The organism is Shewanella sp. NIFS-20-20 (assembly GCF_019209865.1).
Taxonomy (GTDB): Bacteria; Pseudomonadota; Gammaproteobacteria; order Enterobacterales; family Shewanellaceae; genus Shewanella.
In genome coordinates this window covers 46,851-63,029 of record NZ_JAHUTT010000005.1, presented here as the reverse complement: position 1 = coordinate 63,029, position 16,179 = coordinate 46,851, and the positions used below count along the sequence as shown (strand labels likewise).

General features: G+C 46.9%; 17 protein-coding genes. 6 read left to right on the top strand and 11 right to left on the bottom strand.

Going from position 1 to position 16,179, the window contains the following annotated elements; genetic code table 11:
• Positions 1-8: 8 nt before the first annotated feature.
• From holB to apbC, 7 genes are read right to left on the bottom strand one after another with little or no spacing between them, the layout of a single operon-like run.
• Entirely contained in the window at positions 9-932 is a 924-nt protein-coding gene (gene holB / locus KU855_RS02780; RefSeq protein ID WP_218528824.1) for a DNA polymerase III subunit delta', read from the bottom strand.
• The gene (tmk, locus tag KU855_RS02775; protein WP_218528823.1) at positions 926-1,555 is read right to left on the bottom strand and encodes a dTMP kinase; all 630 of its coding nucleotides are present in this window, start codon (positions 1,553-1,555) and stop codon (positions 926-928) included. The genes holB and tmk overlap by 7 nt, the downstream gene beginning before the upstream one ends.
• Positions 1,552-2,559 carry an endolytic transglycosylase MltG gene (gene mltG, locus KU855_RS02770; protein WP_218528822.1) on the bottom strand — a complete coding sequence of 336 codons (1,008 nt, stop codon included), beginning with the start codon at positions 2,557-2,559 and terminating at the stop codon, positions 1,552-1,554. Before mltG ends, tmk begins: the two co-directional genes overlap by 4 nt.
• The gene (pabC, locus tag KU855_RS02765; protein ID WP_218528821.1) at positions 2,553-3,341 is read right to left on the bottom strand and encodes an aminodeoxychorismate lyase; all 789 of its coding nucleotides are present in this window, start codon (positions 3,339-3,341) and stop codon (positions 2,553-2,555) included. The genes mltG and pabC overlap by 7 nt, the downstream gene beginning before the upstream one ends.
• A gap of 2 nt (positions 3,342-3,343) precedes the next feature.
• Positions 3,344-3,925, bottom strand: coding sequence for a dCTP deaminase (gene dcd, locus KU855_RS02760; RefSeq protein WP_218528820.1), 582 nt, complete (start codon positions 3,923-3,925; stop codon positions 3,344-3,346).
• 31 nt (positions 3,926-3,956) lie between these two features.
• Positions 3,957-4,595 (bottom strand): uridine kinase, encoded by a 639-nt coding sequence (udk, locus tag KU855_RS02755; protein WP_218528819.1) that lies wholly within the window; start codon positions 4,593-4,595, stop codon positions 3,957-3,959.
• Positions 4,596-4,605: 10 nt separating this feature from the next.
• Positions 4,606-5,718 (bottom strand): iron-sulfur cluster carrier protein ApbC, encoded by a 1,113-nt coding sequence (gene apbC / locus KU855_RS02750; RefSeq protein WP_218528818.1) that lies wholly within the window; start codon positions 5,716-5,718, stop codon positions 4,606-4,608.
• Between the two features lie 225 nt (positions 5,719-5,943).
• Here apbC and metG point away from each other — a divergent pair, with 225 nt between their 5' ends.
• Positions 5,944-7,965: a methionine--tRNA ligase gene (metG, locus tag KU855_RS02745; protein WP_218528817.1), complete on the top strand. Its 2,022-nt coding sequence runs from the start codon at positions 5,944-5,946 to the stop codon at positions 7,963-7,965.
• Between the two features lie 76 nt (positions 7,966-8,041).
• Here the strand turns inward: metG and KU855_RS02740 are convergent, their stop codons facing one another.
• The gene (locus KU855_RS02740; protein WP_218528816.1) at positions 8,042-8,539 is read right to left on the bottom strand and encodes a malate synthase; all 498 of its coding nucleotides are present in this window, start codon (positions 8,537-8,539) and stop codon (positions 8,042-8,044) included.
• A 127-nt stretch (positions 8,540-8,666) separates the two neighbouring features.
• Here KU855_RS02740 and KU855_RS02735 point away from each other — a divergent pair, with 127 nt between their 5' ends.
• Positions 8,667-10,196, top strand: coding sequence for a DUF3612 domain-containing protein (locus tag KU855_RS02735; protein ID WP_218528815.1), 1,530 nt, complete (start codon positions 8,667-8,669; stop codon positions 10,194-10,196).
• A gap of 20 nt (positions 10,197-10,216) precedes the next feature.
• On the opposite strand, the gene KU855_RS02730 is transcribed toward KU855_RS02735, so the two are convergent.
• Complete coding sequence (locus KU855_RS02730) at positions 10,217-10,969, bottom strand: Nif3-like dinuclear metal center hexameric protein (protein WP_218528814.1); 753 nt, start codon at positions 10,967-10,969, stop codon at positions 10,217-10,219.
• A gap of 193 nt (positions 10,970-11,162) precedes the next feature.
• Between KU855_RS02730 and KU855_RS02725 the strand changes: the two genes are divergently transcribed.
• The gene (locus tag KU855_RS02725; protein ID WP_218528813.1) at positions 11,163-11,477 is read left to right on the top strand and encodes a hypothetical protein; all 315 of its coding nucleotides are present in this window, start codon (positions 11,163-11,165) and stop codon (positions 11,475-11,477) included.
• A 25-nt stretch (positions 11,478-11,502) separates the two neighbouring features.
• On the opposite strand, the gene KU855_RS02720 is transcribed toward KU855_RS02725, so the two are convergent.
• Complete coding sequence (locus KU855_RS02720) at positions 11,503-11,970, bottom strand: glycine zipper 2TM domain-containing protein (protein ID WP_218528812.1); 468 nt, start codon at positions 11,968-11,970, stop codon at positions 11,503-11,505.
• A gap of 53 nt (positions 11,971-12,023) precedes the next feature.
• On the opposite strand from KU855_RS02720, the gene aat reads away from it, so the two are divergent.
• The 3 genes from aat to infA all read left to right on the top strand — a co-directional run bounded on the left by aat (position 12,024) and on the right by infA (position 13,765).
• Positions 12,024-12,734, top strand: coding sequence for a leucyl/phenylalanyl-tRNA--protein transferase (gene aat / locus KU855_RS02715; protein WP_218528811.1), 711 nt, complete (start codon positions 12,024-12,026; stop codon positions 12,732-12,734).
• The gene (locus tag KU855_RS02710; RefSeq protein ID WP_218528810.1) at positions 12,724-13,431 is read left to right on the top strand and encodes an arginyltransferase; all 708 of its coding nucleotides are present in this window, start codon (positions 12,724-12,726) and stop codon (positions 13,429-13,431) included. Before aat ends, KU855_RS02710 begins: the two co-directional genes overlap by 11 nt.
• A gap of 115 nt (positions 13,432-13,546) precedes the next feature.
• Positions 13,547-13,765: a translation initiation factor IF-1 gene (gene infA / locus KU855_RS02705; RefSeq protein ID WP_026959988.1), complete on the top strand. Its 219-nt coding sequence runs from the start codon at positions 13,547-13,549 to the stop codon at positions 13,763-13,765.
• 149 nt (positions 13,766-13,914) lie between these two features.
• On the opposite strand, the gene clpA is transcribed toward infA, so the two are convergent.
• A complete protein-coding gene (gene clpA, locus KU855_RS02700) occupies positions 13,915-16,173 on the bottom strand; it encodes an ATP-dependent Clp protease ATP-binding subunit ClpA (protein ID WP_218528809.1) in 2,259 nt (752 codons plus the stop codon).
• Between the last annotated feature and the right edge of the window lie 6 nt (positions 16,174-16,179).

Here is a 16,179-nt window from a genome sequence, read left to right as displayed (position 1 = left end):
AGTGTTTCCTAGTATTCCATTACCTTATTGTATTCTAGGACAAAATCTTGACATAAGGCCAAAGAATTGACATTTGACATCGACATCAGCTGTTGTTTTATTGTCATTACTCTCGCGGCCAACTCACTAACGGCGACACGCTGCCCTAAACTCAATTGATGATTTTTCAAAAGTGACTGTCTACACACCAGGTATAACACCCCCAGCGCATCCAGCATGTGTTGCTCGATTAAGCTCTGAAATGGCGCATGGATGTGACCATGACGCAACGCTTGCTGCCAACCGTTTCTTAGCGAAATTAGCGTCTGATAACGATCATCTTTCAAACTTTGTTGTAGGGCGATGGGGCCGCCAACGATGGGTAAGCACCAACAAGGATCAAACGAGAGTTGTTCTTGGGCTTCCAGCCAAGTTCGGATCTGCACCCGGCTAGGCTCTTGCACCATCACCCGTTGACAACGGCTACGAATGGTCGGCAATAACTGACCTAAACGGTTGGCCTGCAGTAACAACAAGGTTTGATTACCGGGTTCCTCTAAGGTTTTGAGTAAGGCATTCGCGGCAGCATTATTCATGCGCTCGGCCCCGAAAATAACCGCAACCCGGTAACCGCCTTGTTGCGCCGTTTGTGTCAATCGCTGGCACAAACTGCGAATTTGGTCGACCTTTATCTGCTGGCCATCGACATGAACTTCATAAAAATCAGGATGATTACCAGCGCTGAATAACTGACAGCTCTTACATTGACCGCAAGCACCATCCGCTTGCACGTCAGTGCATAAAGCCGCTTGTGCCAGATGGCGAACTAAATTGTCGGCACCAAACCCATCATCAAGCGCTAATAACATGGCATGCGCTAAGGTGCCCTGCTGCTTCGCTCGGCTAAATTGCGTCAGCGCATCAAGACACCAAGGCAACAAGGGCGTTAGCATAAATGTTGCTCAAGTGCTGAAGTGATATCACGATGAACCGCAGCTAAATCTTGGCTGGCATCAATCACTATAATACTGGGATCGGCGTGTGCTAAGCTCAGATAGGTTTGGCGGGCACGTTGGAAAAATGCCAAGGCTTGTTGTTCAATTCTATCAAGTTCGCCTCGCTTCGCTGCACGTGCTAAACCGAGTTCTGGGTCAATATCCAGATACAAGGTCAGATCCGGGCGAAAATCCCCCAAGGTCACTTCACTGATGGCGTTGACTAATGGCATTAATCCGCGACCACCGCCTTGATAGGCCAGTGACGACAGATTGTGACGATCGCCAAGCACCCATTTGCCTTGTGATAATGCCGGTTGAATAACATTAGCAATAAGTTGTGCTCGCGCGGCATATAAGAGTAAACACTCGGCGGTATCACATAAGGGATCGTCAGGATGCGCTTGTTTTACCAAGTCGCGCATTTTTTCAGCTAATGGGGTCCCGCCGGGTTCACGAGTACACACAGGAGACTCACCCGTCAAGCGAGTAATATAGGCGTTAACTAAAGCGACTGCGCTGGATTTTCCCGCGCCTTCAAGCCCTTCGATGACAATAAATTTAGCCTTGGTATTGTTCATTTTTTTCTCTGATACTCATTAACCGCGCGATTGTGTTCCACCAAGGTTTTTGAAAACACATGGCTACCATCATTGCGGGACACAAAATATAAATAATCCACATCGGCAGGATGGGCCGCCGCCAATAGCGAGGCTTCGCTTGGCGCCGCAATTGGAGTTGGTGGTAACCCATTGATTCTATATGTGTTATAGACCGTTTTCTCGCGTAAATCGGCGCGAGTAATATTGCCATTATAACGCTCACCCATGCCATAAATCACTGTAGGATCCGTTTGCAAACGCATGCCACGTTTCAAACGGTTAGCAAAGACGGCTGCAATCCACTCGCGCTCACTGGCTTTCGCCGTTTCTTTTTCGATAATCGAGGCGAGGATCAATAGCTCGTAAGGTGAGGATAATGGCACATCGTCTGCGCGATGTTGCCACGCATTGGCCAGCGCCGCTTGCATCTTCTGATAACTTTGCTCCAAGATAACCGCCGCATTCTCATCTGCGGTGTAATGGTAAGTGTCTGGATAAAACAGCCCTTCTGGCGCGCGCGTATCCCCCGCCTTATCTAACACTGCTTGAAATGGCGATTGTCCCACGATTAAGCGGCTATTGGCTAAACTTGCTTGCCATTGATTGATGGTTTGGCCATCGATTAAACTTAAGCTAAAGTGTTTTTCATCGCCTTGATTTAACGTTGATATCAATTGAGACAAGCTCATGCCAGCAGAGATTTCATATACCCCAGATTTAACCGCGGCGATGGCAGGTTCGAGTCTCACCGCCACTTTGAGCAGCCACTCATCACCTTCTATCCAGCCTAATTGGCGCCACTGTCTATCAAGGCTAGAGAGGTTACTGCCTGCAGGAATGACAATTTCTTGCGGACTACTTATCTGTAGCGGCTGCTGTAAATAGGCTTGAACTTGCATATACGCCCAAGCACCGGCGAATAATGCAATGGTGGTAAGCGTCATTAAGCTCACAAATATACGAATAATTATTTTTTTTAGCATAAGATCTTTTGTCTAAGCAGCACTGTGTTTGGCCAGCGCTGAAATTGAAGAAGGTCAACTTGAGTCACGTCCACTACCCCATAAAGGCTATTCGTGGTAAAGACATGATCTGCCTGCTGTAAATCATTCACGGTTAACGAGCGACACTCGATAGAGTAGCCCATGTCAACCAAGGCCAGTAATGATTGAGTACGAGCCATGCCAGCCACGCCAGCATAGCCATGGTGAGGCGTCAGCACTCGCCCATTGTTAACCAGAAAGATATTTCCAACCGAGGTTTCAACCAGAAAACCGTCGGCATCAAACACCAAATAGTCATCATAGCTTGGCGCTAGGCGCTCTTGTTTAATCAGGACTTGTTCTAAGCGGTTCAGATGTTTAATGCCCGCTAATAAGGGCTGACGACCTAAGCGTACTGAACTGGTTTGCAAGCGAATGCCATGAGAGTGCCAATGCGGATAACAATCGGGTAAGGAGTGAAAGCTCATTCGCACTATCGGTTGAGCACTAGCACTTGCTTGGTAGCCACGCCCGCCCTCGCCACGACTGATGTGTAACTTGAGACAACCGCTGTTGCTCGCCGTTAATTGAGTGAGTTTGGTGCGTATCTCAGCGCTAAACACCAGCTCAAATCCTAACCGCTGCGCGCCCTGGGATAAACGCTCGAGGTGTTGTTGACACCATAGTATTTGACCGTTCTCCACCCGCAGAGTCGCAAACAAACCATCACCATAGGCCATGGCTCTGTCAGTCATTTGTGCATCAAGAGGCGATACCTCCATGGTCAGTCCTGACTAATACGACTGGCGACGGCTTCTTGCTGATCCTTATATTTAGCATTTTTACGCTGATTATAAGGACGCGCCACGGCCTGGTTTAGGCGCTCAAAATTTAAGGCGCCAATCACCATGTTTGGCCGTAATGCCAATGGCAATTTACCCGAGTTATAACACTCAAGTACAATTTTACCAGACCAACCCGGATCGATACGATGGGCTGTCACATGTACCATTAAGCCTAGCCGTGCTAATGATGAACGCCCATCGAGCCAGCCGACAATGTCGGCAGGTAATGTCACACTTTCCAAGGTCACTGCCAGCGCGAGTTCACCTGGATGCAAGAAAAAAGCATCGCCATTGGCAATGTCAATTTTCTCACTCATGACTCTATCCAAGGCTTGCTGAAGCTCAGCCCGCGGCCCACTGACATCAATATAAGGCGCCGTATGGTCTTTGAACACCCGAAATGAATTGCCTAAACGCACATCGACACTCACCCCGCTGATAGCTTCTGCTGCAGGTGGAGGATCAATCTGGATTTCGCCATTAGCTAATGACTGTTCAATTTCGGTATCCGTTAGACGCATGGTTCCTTATTACTCCCTGCAGTATTCGCGGTTAACGTGCCAATAAATGTTGGATTCTGGCTTTTAATATATCTGTCGCAATGCGATTTTTACCACCGCGCGGCACGATGATATCAGCGTATTGTTTAGACGGTTCAATAAACTGCAAAAACATCGGACGTACCGTTTTCTTGTACTGCTCAATCACAGATTCCATGGTGCGACCACGCTCTTCAACATCTCGAGTCAGACGACGTAAGAAACAAATATCTAACGGCGTATCCATAAAGACACTGGCATCCATTAACTGACGTAAACACGGATCGGTCAGTAATAAAATACCTTCTAAGATAATGACTTTCTTAGGGGTCATGGTGCTCACTTGAGGCATACGGGTATGTTCAGTGTAAGAATACACTGGAACATCAACGGCTTGACCTGCCTTCAATGTGGTTAAATGCTGACACAACAACTCATGATCTAACGCTTTAGGGTGGTCATAGTTCGTCTTAACACGCTGCTCCATCGACAGATGGCCTTGATCACGATAATAGGCATCTTCGTTGATCACCCCAATCTGATCCGTCCCCAGATCGCGACATAACTCTTTAAAAATCGTATTGGCAATAAGACTCTTACCAGAGGCTGATGCCCCAGCAATTGCGATAATGACACACTGCGACGAATTCATACTTTACCCTTTACTCATCATCTTCAACACTGATTGAAACTTGCGCTTGGCGTTGCAACGTCGCAAGGCTCGCCCCCACTTTGCGGGCGATTTCTCGGTAAATACCGGCAACTTCACTGTCAGGGTCGGCCACCATTATTGGTGCGCCATTGTCCATGGATTCTCGTAACGCTATTTGTAATGGCATCGCGCCTAATAAAGGCAATTGATAGCGCTTGGCGATATCACTGCCGCCATTAGCGCCAAATGGATGATCTTTATGGCCACATTCGGAGCAAATGTGAAAGCTCATGTTTTCCACGACACCTAATACCGGAATATTAACTTTTTGGAACATGGTGATGCCTTTCTTGGCATCCATCAACGCCACATCTTGTGGGGTGGTCACCACCACAGCACCACTGACAGGCACTTTTTGCGATAAGGTCAGCTGAATATCACCAGTCCCTGGTGGTAAATCTATCACTAGATAATCAAGTTCTGGCCAGAGGGTGTCATTCACCAGCTGAACCAAGGCGCCAGCAGCCATCGGACCTCGCCACACGGCGGCTTGATCATCCACCAGCATAAACCCGATTGATTGCGCCGTTATACCATGAGCCTCTGCGGCAGTCATGGTTTTGCCATCGGCAGACTGCGGCCTGAAGTCTGTCACACCCAACATCAACGGGATTGAAGGACCGTAAATATCGGCATCTAAAATGCCGACAACCGCGCCTTCTGCCGCGAGCGCCAAAGCAAGGTTGACCGCCGTGGTTGACTTACCCACACCGCCTTTGCCTGAGGCTACCGCAATGATTTGTTTCACTTGGCGTAAATTGGCATCCGTCGCTTGAGTATAGATTGGAGCTTGAAAATCAATTTCACACTCGACTTCATCGATATCATCTAGCACGGCCAATGCTTTGGTTAAGCTCATGACGCGCGCTTGGTAACTACTTTGACATGGATAACGATAAACAAGACCAAGTTGTAATCGTTTACCATCAATGGCCAAACGAGTGACCATATTGGCGGAGACAAAGCCCTGTTGTAAATAAGGGTCTATTTGGCCTTCAAGAATAGTGAGTACTTGTGTAAGCAAAGGTTCATCAAGACGAAAATCCGGTAAAATTGCAGACATTTGGTTATCCCAATTCGGGTCGTTAGCGTTGTTCTTTGGTCAAATAAACCGCAAATGCTATCAACCTAAAACTATGTTTCCAATAAATTTGACCAAGTGTATCAGATATTGGCAAAAACATTAGTGTAGAAATGCCCCAGTTAGCGTTTGTCTTGATGAAAATAAGCCAGACTTCGGTTAGTATCTACCACAATGACGTCCTAATAAGCTGAGTTTTGAGACAAGATGGCAAATTCAACCCGTAAAATTTTAGTGACCAGTGCCCTGCCGTATGCCAATGGCCCGATCCATTTAGGTCATATGTTAGAGTATATCCAAACGGATATTTGGTCTCGTTTCCAAAAAATGCGTGGCCATGAGTGTCATTATATTTGTGCCGATGACGCCCATGGCACTCCGATTATGCTCAAAGCCCAACAACTGGGGATTGCCCCAGAAGATATGATTGCTCAAGTGCAACAAGAGCATATGCAAGATTTTTCAGATTTCAATATTGCCTTTGATAATTACCACAGCACTCATAGCCCTGAAAACCGTCAACTGGCCAGTGAGATCTATTTAAAGCTGCGTGATAACGGTTATATTAAGAGCCGCACGATTTCTCAGTTGTTTGATCCTGAAAAGACCATGTTCTTGCCAGATCGTTTCGTCAAAGGCACCTGCCCGAAATGTCGTTCAGAAGATCAGTATGGTGACAACTGTGAAGTGTGTGGTGCGACCTACAGCCCTACGGAAATGATTAACCCTAAGTCCGTGGTCTCTGGTGCAACTCCCGTACTGAAAGATACTGAGCACTTCTTTTTTGACCTGCCCGCCTTTGAAGGCATGTTAAAAGAGTGGACTCACTCAGGCTCATTGCAAACCGAGATGGCCAATAAACTCAATGAATGGTTTGAGCAAGGTCTTCAGCAATGGGATATCACCCGTGATTCCCCCTATTTTGGCTTCGAGATCCCCGATGCTCCTGGCAAATATTTCTATGTGTGGTTAGATGCGCCGATCGGCTACATGGGCTCATTTTTGAACTTATGTAATCGACGAGACGATCTTAATTTCGATGACTTCTGGGCGAAAGACTCGACCGCTGAGGTATATCACTTCATCGGCAAAGATATTGTGTATTTCCACAGTTTATTTTGGCCAGCCATGTTAGAAGGCGCAGGCCTGCGTAAACCCAATAGTGTTTATGCTCATGGTTATGTCACCGTCAATGGTGCCAAAATGTCAAAATCTAAGGGAACCTTTATCAAGGCCCGGACTTATTTAGACCATTTGGATCCGGAGTTTCTACGTTATTACTATGCGGCTAAATTATCTAACCGCATTGATGACCTTGATTTAAACCTTGAAGACTTTGCCCAGCGCGTAAACTCCGATCTCGTGGGTAAATTAGTCAACTTAGCCTCTCGGACTGCGGGCTTCATCACCAAGCGTTTTGATAGCAAGTTAGCCGCGATTGAAGACATGAGCCTCACCCATGAATTCTTAGCGAAACAAGACATCATTGCCGACTTCTATGAGGGTCGTGAATACGGCAAGGCAATGCGTGAAATCATGGCACTGGCCGATATCGCCAATGCCTATGTGGCGGATGCAGCACCTTGGCAGTTAGTGAAGCAAGATGATAAACAAGAGCAAGCCCATCAAGTATGCTCGAATGCACTTAACTTGTTCCGCATTCTGGTGACTTACTTAAAGCCGGTGTTGCCGCGCTTAGCCGACGATGTCGAAGCATTTATGCAACTGGAATTACGTTGGGATACGTTAGCCACGGATCTTGCTGGCCACGAAATTAATACCTTTAAAGCCATGATGCAACGCGTTGATCTGGAAAAAATCAATGCCATGGTCGAAGCCTCACAAGAAAACTTACAACCACAAGTGCCAGCAACGGGCCCGTTAGTCGATGATCCCATTGCTGAAACCATCAGCTTTGATGACTTTGCCAAAATCGATTTACGTATCGCCAAAATCGTTAAAGCGGAACATGTGGCTGAAGCCGATAAGCTGTTAAAACTGCAATTAGATATCGGTGGTGAAACTCGCCAAGTGTTTGCAGGCATCAAATCGGCTTATGCCCCTGAAGATTTAGAAGGCAAGTTGACTGTGATGGTGGCTAATTTAGCGCCGCGTAAAATGCGCTTTGGTTTGTCGGAAGGTATGGTGCTGGCAGCAGGCCCTGGCGGTAAGGATTTGTGGATCCTCGAGCCGCATGATGGTGCCCAGCCAGGTATGAAGGTTAAGTAACCTTCTATAGAAAAATCACAATGCCAGTCTTACGACTGGCATTTTTTTGATGAATCAGCCTCTGGCAAAAGACTCATTACTCAAAGCGATAATCATTTCCATCTTTAGCAGTGTAATGTTTAGCCGTTGGCTTCTCACCCTGCATATTGGTTTGACCGTGCAATAAACTCACCCAAATATCAAAGCCATTACCCACCCGAGTTTGCAGCTGGATATCTTCAATATGTGCCAGATCAGACTGGCCAATCAGGCCCTTTCTATCAAAGCTGAGCTCGACGTGCACTGCCCCTGTTTTTAATAAAATCGCACTTGGCGCTTCCTTGTGGCCACACAAGCCGACAAATTGTTGCGCAGAGGCCAAGCCACAGTGACTGCCATCAGCAAAGAAGGCCAGTAAATGCTGATAATATACTAAGTAACTTACCACCTGTTGATGACTGCCACGCGTTAATGGGCAATGAACATCTAAGAATGCTTTGGCTTCGGCCAGTTTATCTTGAGAGGTAACGTATTGTTGACCACTCGTATGCGAAGGGGTGCGTGTCTGAGTTGGTGCTATTGTTGTCGTTACCATAGTGGTGTCCTCATTAATACTTGCCAGATGTTAATAATTTCGCGAGCAGTTGCTTGCTTAATTTGTAGTCTACGCAATTTTTCATTACAATTTCACAATAAAAATTTTACATTGTGAATTTTACAAAATGAAGAACCACACAAGCCTGATCCGCCAATCTCATTTTCTTGGCACTAAAATTCGTAACTTACGAAAACGTAACCATCTAACCATGGAGGATTTATCGGCTCGTTGTATTCGCGTGGATCCTAACTCGGCGCCGTCGGTCTCCTATTTATCCATGATTGAACGCGGCAAACGCGTCCCAAGCAGTGCCATGCTCAGCGTTATTGCGACCGTCTTTCAAAAAGATCTCGAATGGTTCTTAGATGATATGCCACAAACCGAAGATATCACCCCCGACAAAGGGCGCAGAGGCGGCATCAATGGTATGGCTTTAGAGCCAAGTTTTTTGTTCAGTAAAGACATATTACAAATCGCTATTCCAGAAATGTTATCGCAAACCGGCATTACTGGTCGTCAATTTGCCCATCTCTTGATCCGAGCTCATCAAGAACATAATCAAAATCATTTCCCCGATCTCGAGCGCGCAGCAGAATCCGTGGGGTTAAAGCAACTGGGTCAGAGTGTTGATGATTTGCTGCATCTTTGCCATGCGCAAGGCTTAACCATCCGTTGGATAGAACATGCTTCACATTCGTTAGCCAGCGAACTTGGGCTGCATTCCCAACAAGTGATGACCTCCTATTTCGAGCCCCCGAGGACGATTTGTATCAACTCATTACTCAAACACTACCCAACGCGTTTGAAATATGATTTGGCGGTGCATATTGGCCATCGAGTACTACACAATAACGAAACGTCAGCGAGTGTATTAGCGGTAGGGCGTAGCTTGTTATTGGAAGAAGATGACAGCCAAGCGTCGACCACCCCCAATGCTCAAGATATTTTGCAAGCATGGCGAGACTTTGAGTCCAGTTTCTTTGCGGGGGCGTTATTGTGCCCTAAAGTGCCATTTCGCCAGCTGTTAGACCAACACGGCTATGAGATCAGTGTCCACGAGAAAATTGGTGTATCGCCATCGGTGGCGATGCGGCGCATGACGGTGGCATCCCCTTACCCACATTGGCATTATTTTGATGCCTATGCCCCAGGCAAACTCAAAGCTGTCTATCGGGGAAATGGTATTCCCCTGCCGTGGGGCAATATGCGCATGGTGGCAGATCCATGCCAACACTGGGCGGTGTTTAGAATGATCAATGCCAATGCCCAAGGCTCAAGCGCCCAAATTTCCATTTTAAATGTCGACAATCAACCCCGGATCTATTGTTGTGAGTCATTGCGAGTGGAAGATATGGTGGGTAACCAACATGTATTATGCGCTGGCATCGATTTAAACCCGGCCATCGATGCACAAGCGGGTGATAGCCAAGACATCGCCAAAGAATTACAACGTTTGTGTGTACAACAGGGGGGGGAAAGCCAAATACCCGCAGCGATTAAGCGTAAGTTAACCTCAGTGGCCAAAATACTAAATATTAATTGGGTAGAGCGCGGCATTGGCACTCATGCAAAATTAATCTGTTCGCGGGGTAACGTTTGCCCTAGGCAACCGAGTTGTTATCACCAAGGGCAGCGTCAATGTGCATCAGATTAACCCGCAGATATTGGTAACACTTAGACTGGATTGGGCACATCAATAAATACATGGTCAATACCAAACTTGTCGGCTAAATGCTGCCCTAGCGCCTCAATTCCGTAGCGCTCGGTGGCATGATGGCCGGCACCAAAATAGACCAGCCCCAGCTCATTGGCGCTATGAAACGTGCGCTCCGACGCTTCACCACTAATAAAGGCATCAAGCCCATATTGGGCCGCGATGTCGATATAATCTTGGGCGCCACCAGTACACCAGCCGATAGTTTTAATCATGGCTTGAGCATTGCCCAATACCAAAGGCGCACGCCCTAACGCTTGACTAATTTGTTCAGCAAACTCTGTCGCGCTTAGGGCGATATCGAGTTGCCCCTGCCATACCAAATCTTGAGCTACGCCTTCAATGGGGCGCATATGACTCATGCCTAAGCGTTGGCCAAGGGTTGCATTATTACCAACGACTCGATGACCATCTAGCGGTAAGTGATAAGCCATTAGGTTAACATCATTGCTTAGTAGCGCTTGAATTCGCTGCTGCTTGATCCCGACGATGCAGGGATCTTCTCCCTTCCAAAAGAAGCCATGATGAACCAAGATAGCATCCGCTTGTTGGTCGATAGCGGCATCGATAAGGGCTTGGCAGGCGGTCACCCCAGTCACTATCTTAGCAATGGTTGACTTACCTTGGATTTGTAATCCATTGGGCGCATAGTCTCGGTATTGATCTAAGGAAAGGAATTGATGCAGATAATCCTGTAATTCTTGTCGATTCATTCGGTTATGTCCTAAATGTCTAATAGTTTACCCACTATTAGGCAAGATTTCATCTGTTGCAACCGTCATTGTGGAAGCCATATCCCCACAAGACGATGCATATTTTTGTCATAGATTGGACATTTAGAGCGATCACTTTATAAAATTAGCGAGAACCTTCAGTCATTCAATAATAAATAATAGGTTAATTACTATGTCTACACTGACCAAAGAAGAAGTCATCAGCGCACTGCAAGCTAAGCTAGAGCAACAACAGCAAGCCACAGTAACCATTGAACAAAAGGGTAGCTGGTACAAAATCAATGGCGGTAAATCAATTCGATTCAGTGAGATTGAACAGATGCTAATGTCGTGCAATGACGGTGAGCCTGCCCCAGCTCAAAAAAAGCCGCAGCTCGTCACTGATAACACCCCGGTATCACAAAGTCACGGACTGACACCAAAAGCGCTCTGGCGTCAGCATTTAGCTAATCAAGGTCACAAGAACAAGCGCCCCAGAGGTTGCTAATCTTTAGCCCGTGGCTATGGCCGCGTTACATGGCAATATCCACTCGCACCGAGGATGGAAAGTAAATGACTCGCACTCGATCCCCAGCCGCTAGTGGCATGCTGGGATCGGGCGTTTGGATAACTAACACTTGTTGTCCATCATCTTGCTTAATCATAAGTTCCAGCAATTGATGTTGAATAGTCCGAGCCTGACTTTGCTGGTTGGCAATCCCCCCACCAAGCAGCGCACCGAGCACGGTGGCGACATCTTGACCACTGCCGCCGCCGAATTGATGCCCAATCACACCGCCCAGCAACGCTCCGCCAAAAGTGCGCCAGCCTTGATGGCTATCTTCAATAAGTTCGGTTTGGCTGATTAACCGTCGAGACTCAATTTCCCCATACACGACCTTCTCTACCGGTAGCGCTTGATCTCTTTGGTATACCGATTGCGCCGATGAGGCAAAACTGACTAATAAAGCTAAGAGAATTAAGATTCTAGGTTTCAACATAAGCTATTTTCCGCTAATTTATAATAAAGACACATCGGTCAGTAGACACAATAGTGAGCACCTTATCTTATCTTGAACATCAACATAGTCCTTTCCCTGCCCCAGAGCTAGCATTAAGCGAACCTAATGGTTTACTGGCAGTGGGGGGAGACTTAAGCAGCGAGCGTTTACTCAGCGCTTATTACCATGGCATTTTCCCATGGTTCAATCAAGATGACCCTATTTTATGGTGGTCTCCCGATCCCCGCGCCGTGTTTGTTCCCGGTGATATCCATTGCAGTGCTAGCCTAAGAAAATATTTGAGCAAGCAACCGTGGCGCTTCACTGTTAATCACGCTTTTTCCCAAGTCATCCAAGCTTGCGCTGCGCCTCGTCAAAAACAAGCTGATACTTGGATTAGCCCCAACATTATTGAAGCTTATGAGCAATTACATCAGCTAGGCCGAGCACACTCCATCGAAGTTTGGCACGACCAGCAACTCGTCGGCGGCCTCTACGGCATTGATCTTGGCCAAGCATTTTGCGGTGAATCTATGTTTCACTTTGCAACTAATGCATCCAAAGCCGCCATGATGGCATTACAACAGCATTTAATTGGCTTTAATTATCAACTCATTGATGCTCAGGTCATGAACCCTCACCTAGTTTCTTTAGGGGCAAAAAACATCAGCCGTCATCAATTTTTAACCCGCCTATCTGAATTACGACAAGCGCCTACAAGCAGTGACTGCTGGCGGCCGCAGGAGATACTGCTTGAACTCTGACCCCTTAACTGTTGCCATTGGCATCAGCCAAATATTTCCCTGCAGTTATTTAGCCAACCAACAAGAACAATTACTCGTTATCCAACAAGCGGTTGAGCCCGAGGTCTATGAGCGCCTGCTCGCCGTTGGGTTTCGGCGCAGTGGCCAATCTATTTATCAACCCCGCTGCCCGCAGTGCAATGCTTGCCAGCCGATACGGGTCAACAGTCAGAATTTTACGTTATCAACACGGCATAAACGCAATCTACGTCAGGCGCAACATTTGTCATGGAAGCTAAGCTACCAAACATCGAGCCTGCATTACCCTTTGTATGAAAAGTACATTTGCCTGCGTCATAGCGATGGCAGTATGTTTCCCCCCAGTCAAACCCAATATCAAGAATTTTTATTATGCGATTGGTTAGAGCAACGCTTTATCGAAGTGTATGATGGCGACAAGCTAATCGGAGTCGCAGTGACCGACTGCACGCCCAATAGCCTCTCTGCCGTTTATAGCTTTTTTGACCCAGACTATGAACCGTTATCAATTGGCAATTTATTGATCTTGAAACAATTACAAACCGCAAAACAAGAGTCAAAAAGTTTTGTTTATTTAGGCTATCAGATAGATGCTAACCGTAAGATGTGTTATAAACGCCAATTCCGTCCGTATGAAATACTGACAACACAAGGATGGGTGGCGTCCACAAAAATCTGATGGTTGATGAGAGTCGGATCTCGGCTTTCCAGCTCACGCAGCGCTTTACAGCAACGGCTTTTTGCGGCATGATACGCCCGATTTTAATATTCGAAGGCTATGGGACAATTAATTAATGGCGAAAGAAGACAACATTGAGATGCAAGGCACCATTTTGGAGACCTTGCCAAATACAATGTTCCGCGTAGAACTGGAAAATGGTCATGTTGTGACTGCACACATTTCAGGTAAAATGCGCAAAAACTATATCCGCATCCTGACCGGTGACAAAGTAACCGTTCAGTTGACTCCATATGATCTGAGCAAAGGTCGTATCGTCTTCCGCGCTCGTTAACTTCTACGTCACGCCTGCGAATTTTCGCACAGTTAAAACCCGGTAAGTCCGGGTTTTTTTATTGTATTTGCAGGCCGGAGGCAAGTATCGACTCCTGATACTACGCACAAAAAAGGCCGCTTGCGCGGCCTTTTTTGTCAAACAAGCACCTACGCTGGCACTAATGCTTCCACTTTAACCTCAATGTCACCATCGACGGCATCGACAGACGCTGTACCACCCGCCTCTAAGGCACCAAATAAGATTTCATCAGCCAATGGCCGCTTAATCAGCTCAGTAACCACCCGAGACATAGGACGAGCCCCCATGGTCTTGTCATACCCTTTCTCGGCTAACAAGGTTCTCGCTTCATCAGAAACTTCTAAGGTCACGCGCTTATCATCAAGCTGGGCTTGTAATTCCACCAAGAACTTATCAACCACCTTGGCAATAATCGCCATATCAAGATGATTAAACCAGACAATGGCATCTAGCCGGTTTCTAAACTCTGGCGAAAACACCCGATTGATTTCGGTCATGGCATCCAAGGTATGATCTTGTTGCTGGAATCCCATTGACTTACGAATGGTCTCATGAACACCGGCATTGGTCGTCATCACTAACGTGACATGCCTGAAGTCGGCTTTGCGACCATTGTTGTCAGTCAACTTACCGTGGTCCATCACCTGCAGTAATAGGTTATAAATATCAGGATGTGCCTTTTCTATCTCATCAAGTAAGATAACGCAGTGGGGGTTCTTAATCACAGCATCGGTCAGTAAACCGCCTTGATCATAACCAACATAGCCTGGCGGCGCACCAATCAAGCGCGATACCGCATGCGCCTCCATGTATTCAGACATGTCAAAACGGATCACTTGCAGGTTAAGGCATTTGCCTAACTGATTGGTGACTTCGGTTTTGCCAACCCCCGTTGGGCCCGCAAATAAGAAACTGCCGACAGGTTTGTGTTCATGACCTAAGCCACTGCGCGATAATCGGATAGAGGCACTTAAGGTTTCAATGGCTTTATCTTGCCCAAAGACCACCATTTTCAGGTTACGCTCAAGATTTTTCAGCATTTCCTTGTCAGACATAGACACAGATTTTTCTGGGATCCGCGCCATTCTGGCAATAATGAACTCAATCTCGGCCTGACCAATGGTCTTTTTTCGCTTACTTTGCGGTAACATCGCCATTCGGGCACCGGCTTCATCAATCACGTCGATGGCCTTGTCCGGTAAATGGCGATCATTAATATGTTTGGCGGATAATGTCGCGGCACTGGACAACGCCGCCTGCGTATAGCGAACGCCATGATGCTCTTCGTATTTGCTTTTCAGTCCCTGCAAAATACGGGTGGTTTCGCTGATACTTGGCTCATTGATATCAATCTTTTGAAAACGACGCGCCAAGGCTCTGTCTTTCTCAAAAATACTTTGATATTCCTGAAAAGTCGTCGAGCCCATGCAACGTAACTTGCCCCCAGAGAGTAAGGGCTTTAACAAATTTGACGCATCCATTACGCCACCTGAGGCCGCGCCGGCACCAATAATGGTATGAATTTCGTCAATAAACAAAATGGCATGACTGTCGGCGGCTAACTCTTTCAATAAACTCTTAAAGCGTTTTTCAAAATCACCGCGATATTTGGTACCCGCCAATAAGGCGCCCAAATCCAAAGAATAAACGGTGGCTTGCGCCATCACCTCGGGCACATTGTTATGCACAATTTGATAAGCTAGGCCTTCGGCAATGGCGGTTTTACCAACGCCTGCCTCACCCACTAGCAAAGGATTATTTTTGCGACGACGACATAAAATCTGAATAGCACGTTCAATTTCGAGGTCGCGACCAATCAAAGGGTCAATATTTCCCGCTTCGACAGCAAGGTTCAAGTTAGTCGCAAATTGAGACAACATGCTGTTGTCCTCTTGCTCTTCTAACTTCTCTTCACTCGCAGGTTCCTCATCAAAGTTCATCCCTTCATCTTGCTTGTTAAAACCATGGGATAAGTAGTTGACCACATCGAGGCGGCTAATATCACTGCGTCTTAATAAGTAGACAGCTTGAGATTCTTGTTCGGAAAAAATCGCCACCAGCACATTGGCGCCAGTGACTTCTTGACGACCGGACGATTGCACATGAAACACGGCACGCTGCAAGACTCGCTGAAAACCAAGCGTGGGTTGAGTCTCCCGCGCTTCAGTATCGACTTGTGGGATCAGTGGAGTGGTTTGACTAATAAACTGTTCAACATCGGCACGCAATTTGTCTAACTTAGCGCCACAGGCAACCAATGCCTCTTGCGCGGCAGGATTATCGATTAATGCCAGCAGTAAGTGTTCTACCGTCATATATTCATGACGCGCATCTCTGGCTTGCTGAAACGCCAGGTTCAAGGTGACTTCAAGATCTTTGTTCAGCATACGCAC

Coding starts and splice junctions, on each gene's coding strand:
- holB (WP_218528824.1), bottom strand. CDS start 932: ATGCTAACGCCCTTGTTGCCTTGGTGTCTTGATGCGCTGACGCAATTT.
- tmk (WP_218528823.1), bottom strand. CDS start 1,555: ATGAACAATACCAAGGCTAAATTTATTGTCATCGAAGGGCTTGAAGGC.
- mltG (WP_218528822.1), bottom strand. CDS start 2,559: ATGCTAAAAAAAATAATTATTCGTATATTTGTGAGCTTAATGACGCTT.
- pabC (WP_218528821.1), bottom strand. CDS start 3,341: ATGGAGGTATCGCCTCTTGATGCACAAATGACTGACAGAGCCATGGCC.
- dcd (WP_218528820.1), bottom strand. CDS start 3,925: ATGCGTCTAACGGATACCGAAATTGAACAGTCATTAGCTAATGGCGAA.
- udk (WP_218528819.1), bottom strand. CDS start 4,595: ATGAATTCGTCGCAGTGTGTCATTATCGCAATTGCTGGGGCATCAGCC.
- apbC (WP_218528818.1), bottom strand. CDS start 5,718: ATGTCTGCAATTTTACCGGATTTTCGTCTTGATGAACCTTTGCTTACA.
- metG (WP_218528817.1), top strand. CDS start 5,944: ATGGCAAATTCAACCCGTAAAATTTTAGTGACCAGTGCCCTGCCGTAT.
- KU855_RS02740 (WP_218528816.1), bottom strand. CDS start 8,539: ATGGTAACGACAACAATAGCACCAACTCAGACACGCACCCCTTCGCAT.
- KU855_RS02735 (WP_218528815.1), top strand. CDS start 8,667: ATGAAGAACCACACAAGCCTGATCCGCCAATCTCATTTTCTTGGCACT.
- KU855_RS02730 (WP_218528814.1), bottom strand. CDS start 10,969: ATGAATCGACAAGAATTACAGGATTATCTGCATCAATTCCTTTCCTTA.
- KU855_RS02725 (WP_218528813.1), top strand. CDS start 11,163: ATGTCTACACTGACCAAAGAAGAAGTCATCAGCGCACTGCAAGCTAAG.
- KU855_RS02720 (WP_218528812.1), bottom strand. CDS start 11,970: ATGTTGAAACCTAGAATCTTAATTCTCTTAGCTTTATTAGTCAGTTTT.
- infA (WP_026959988.1), top strand. CDS start 13,547: ATGGCGAAAGAAGACAACATTGAGATGCAAGGCACCATTTTGGAGACC.
- clpA (WP_218528809.1), bottom strand. CDS start 16,173: ATGCTGAACAAAGATCTTGAAGTCACCTTGAACCTGGCGTTTCAGCAA.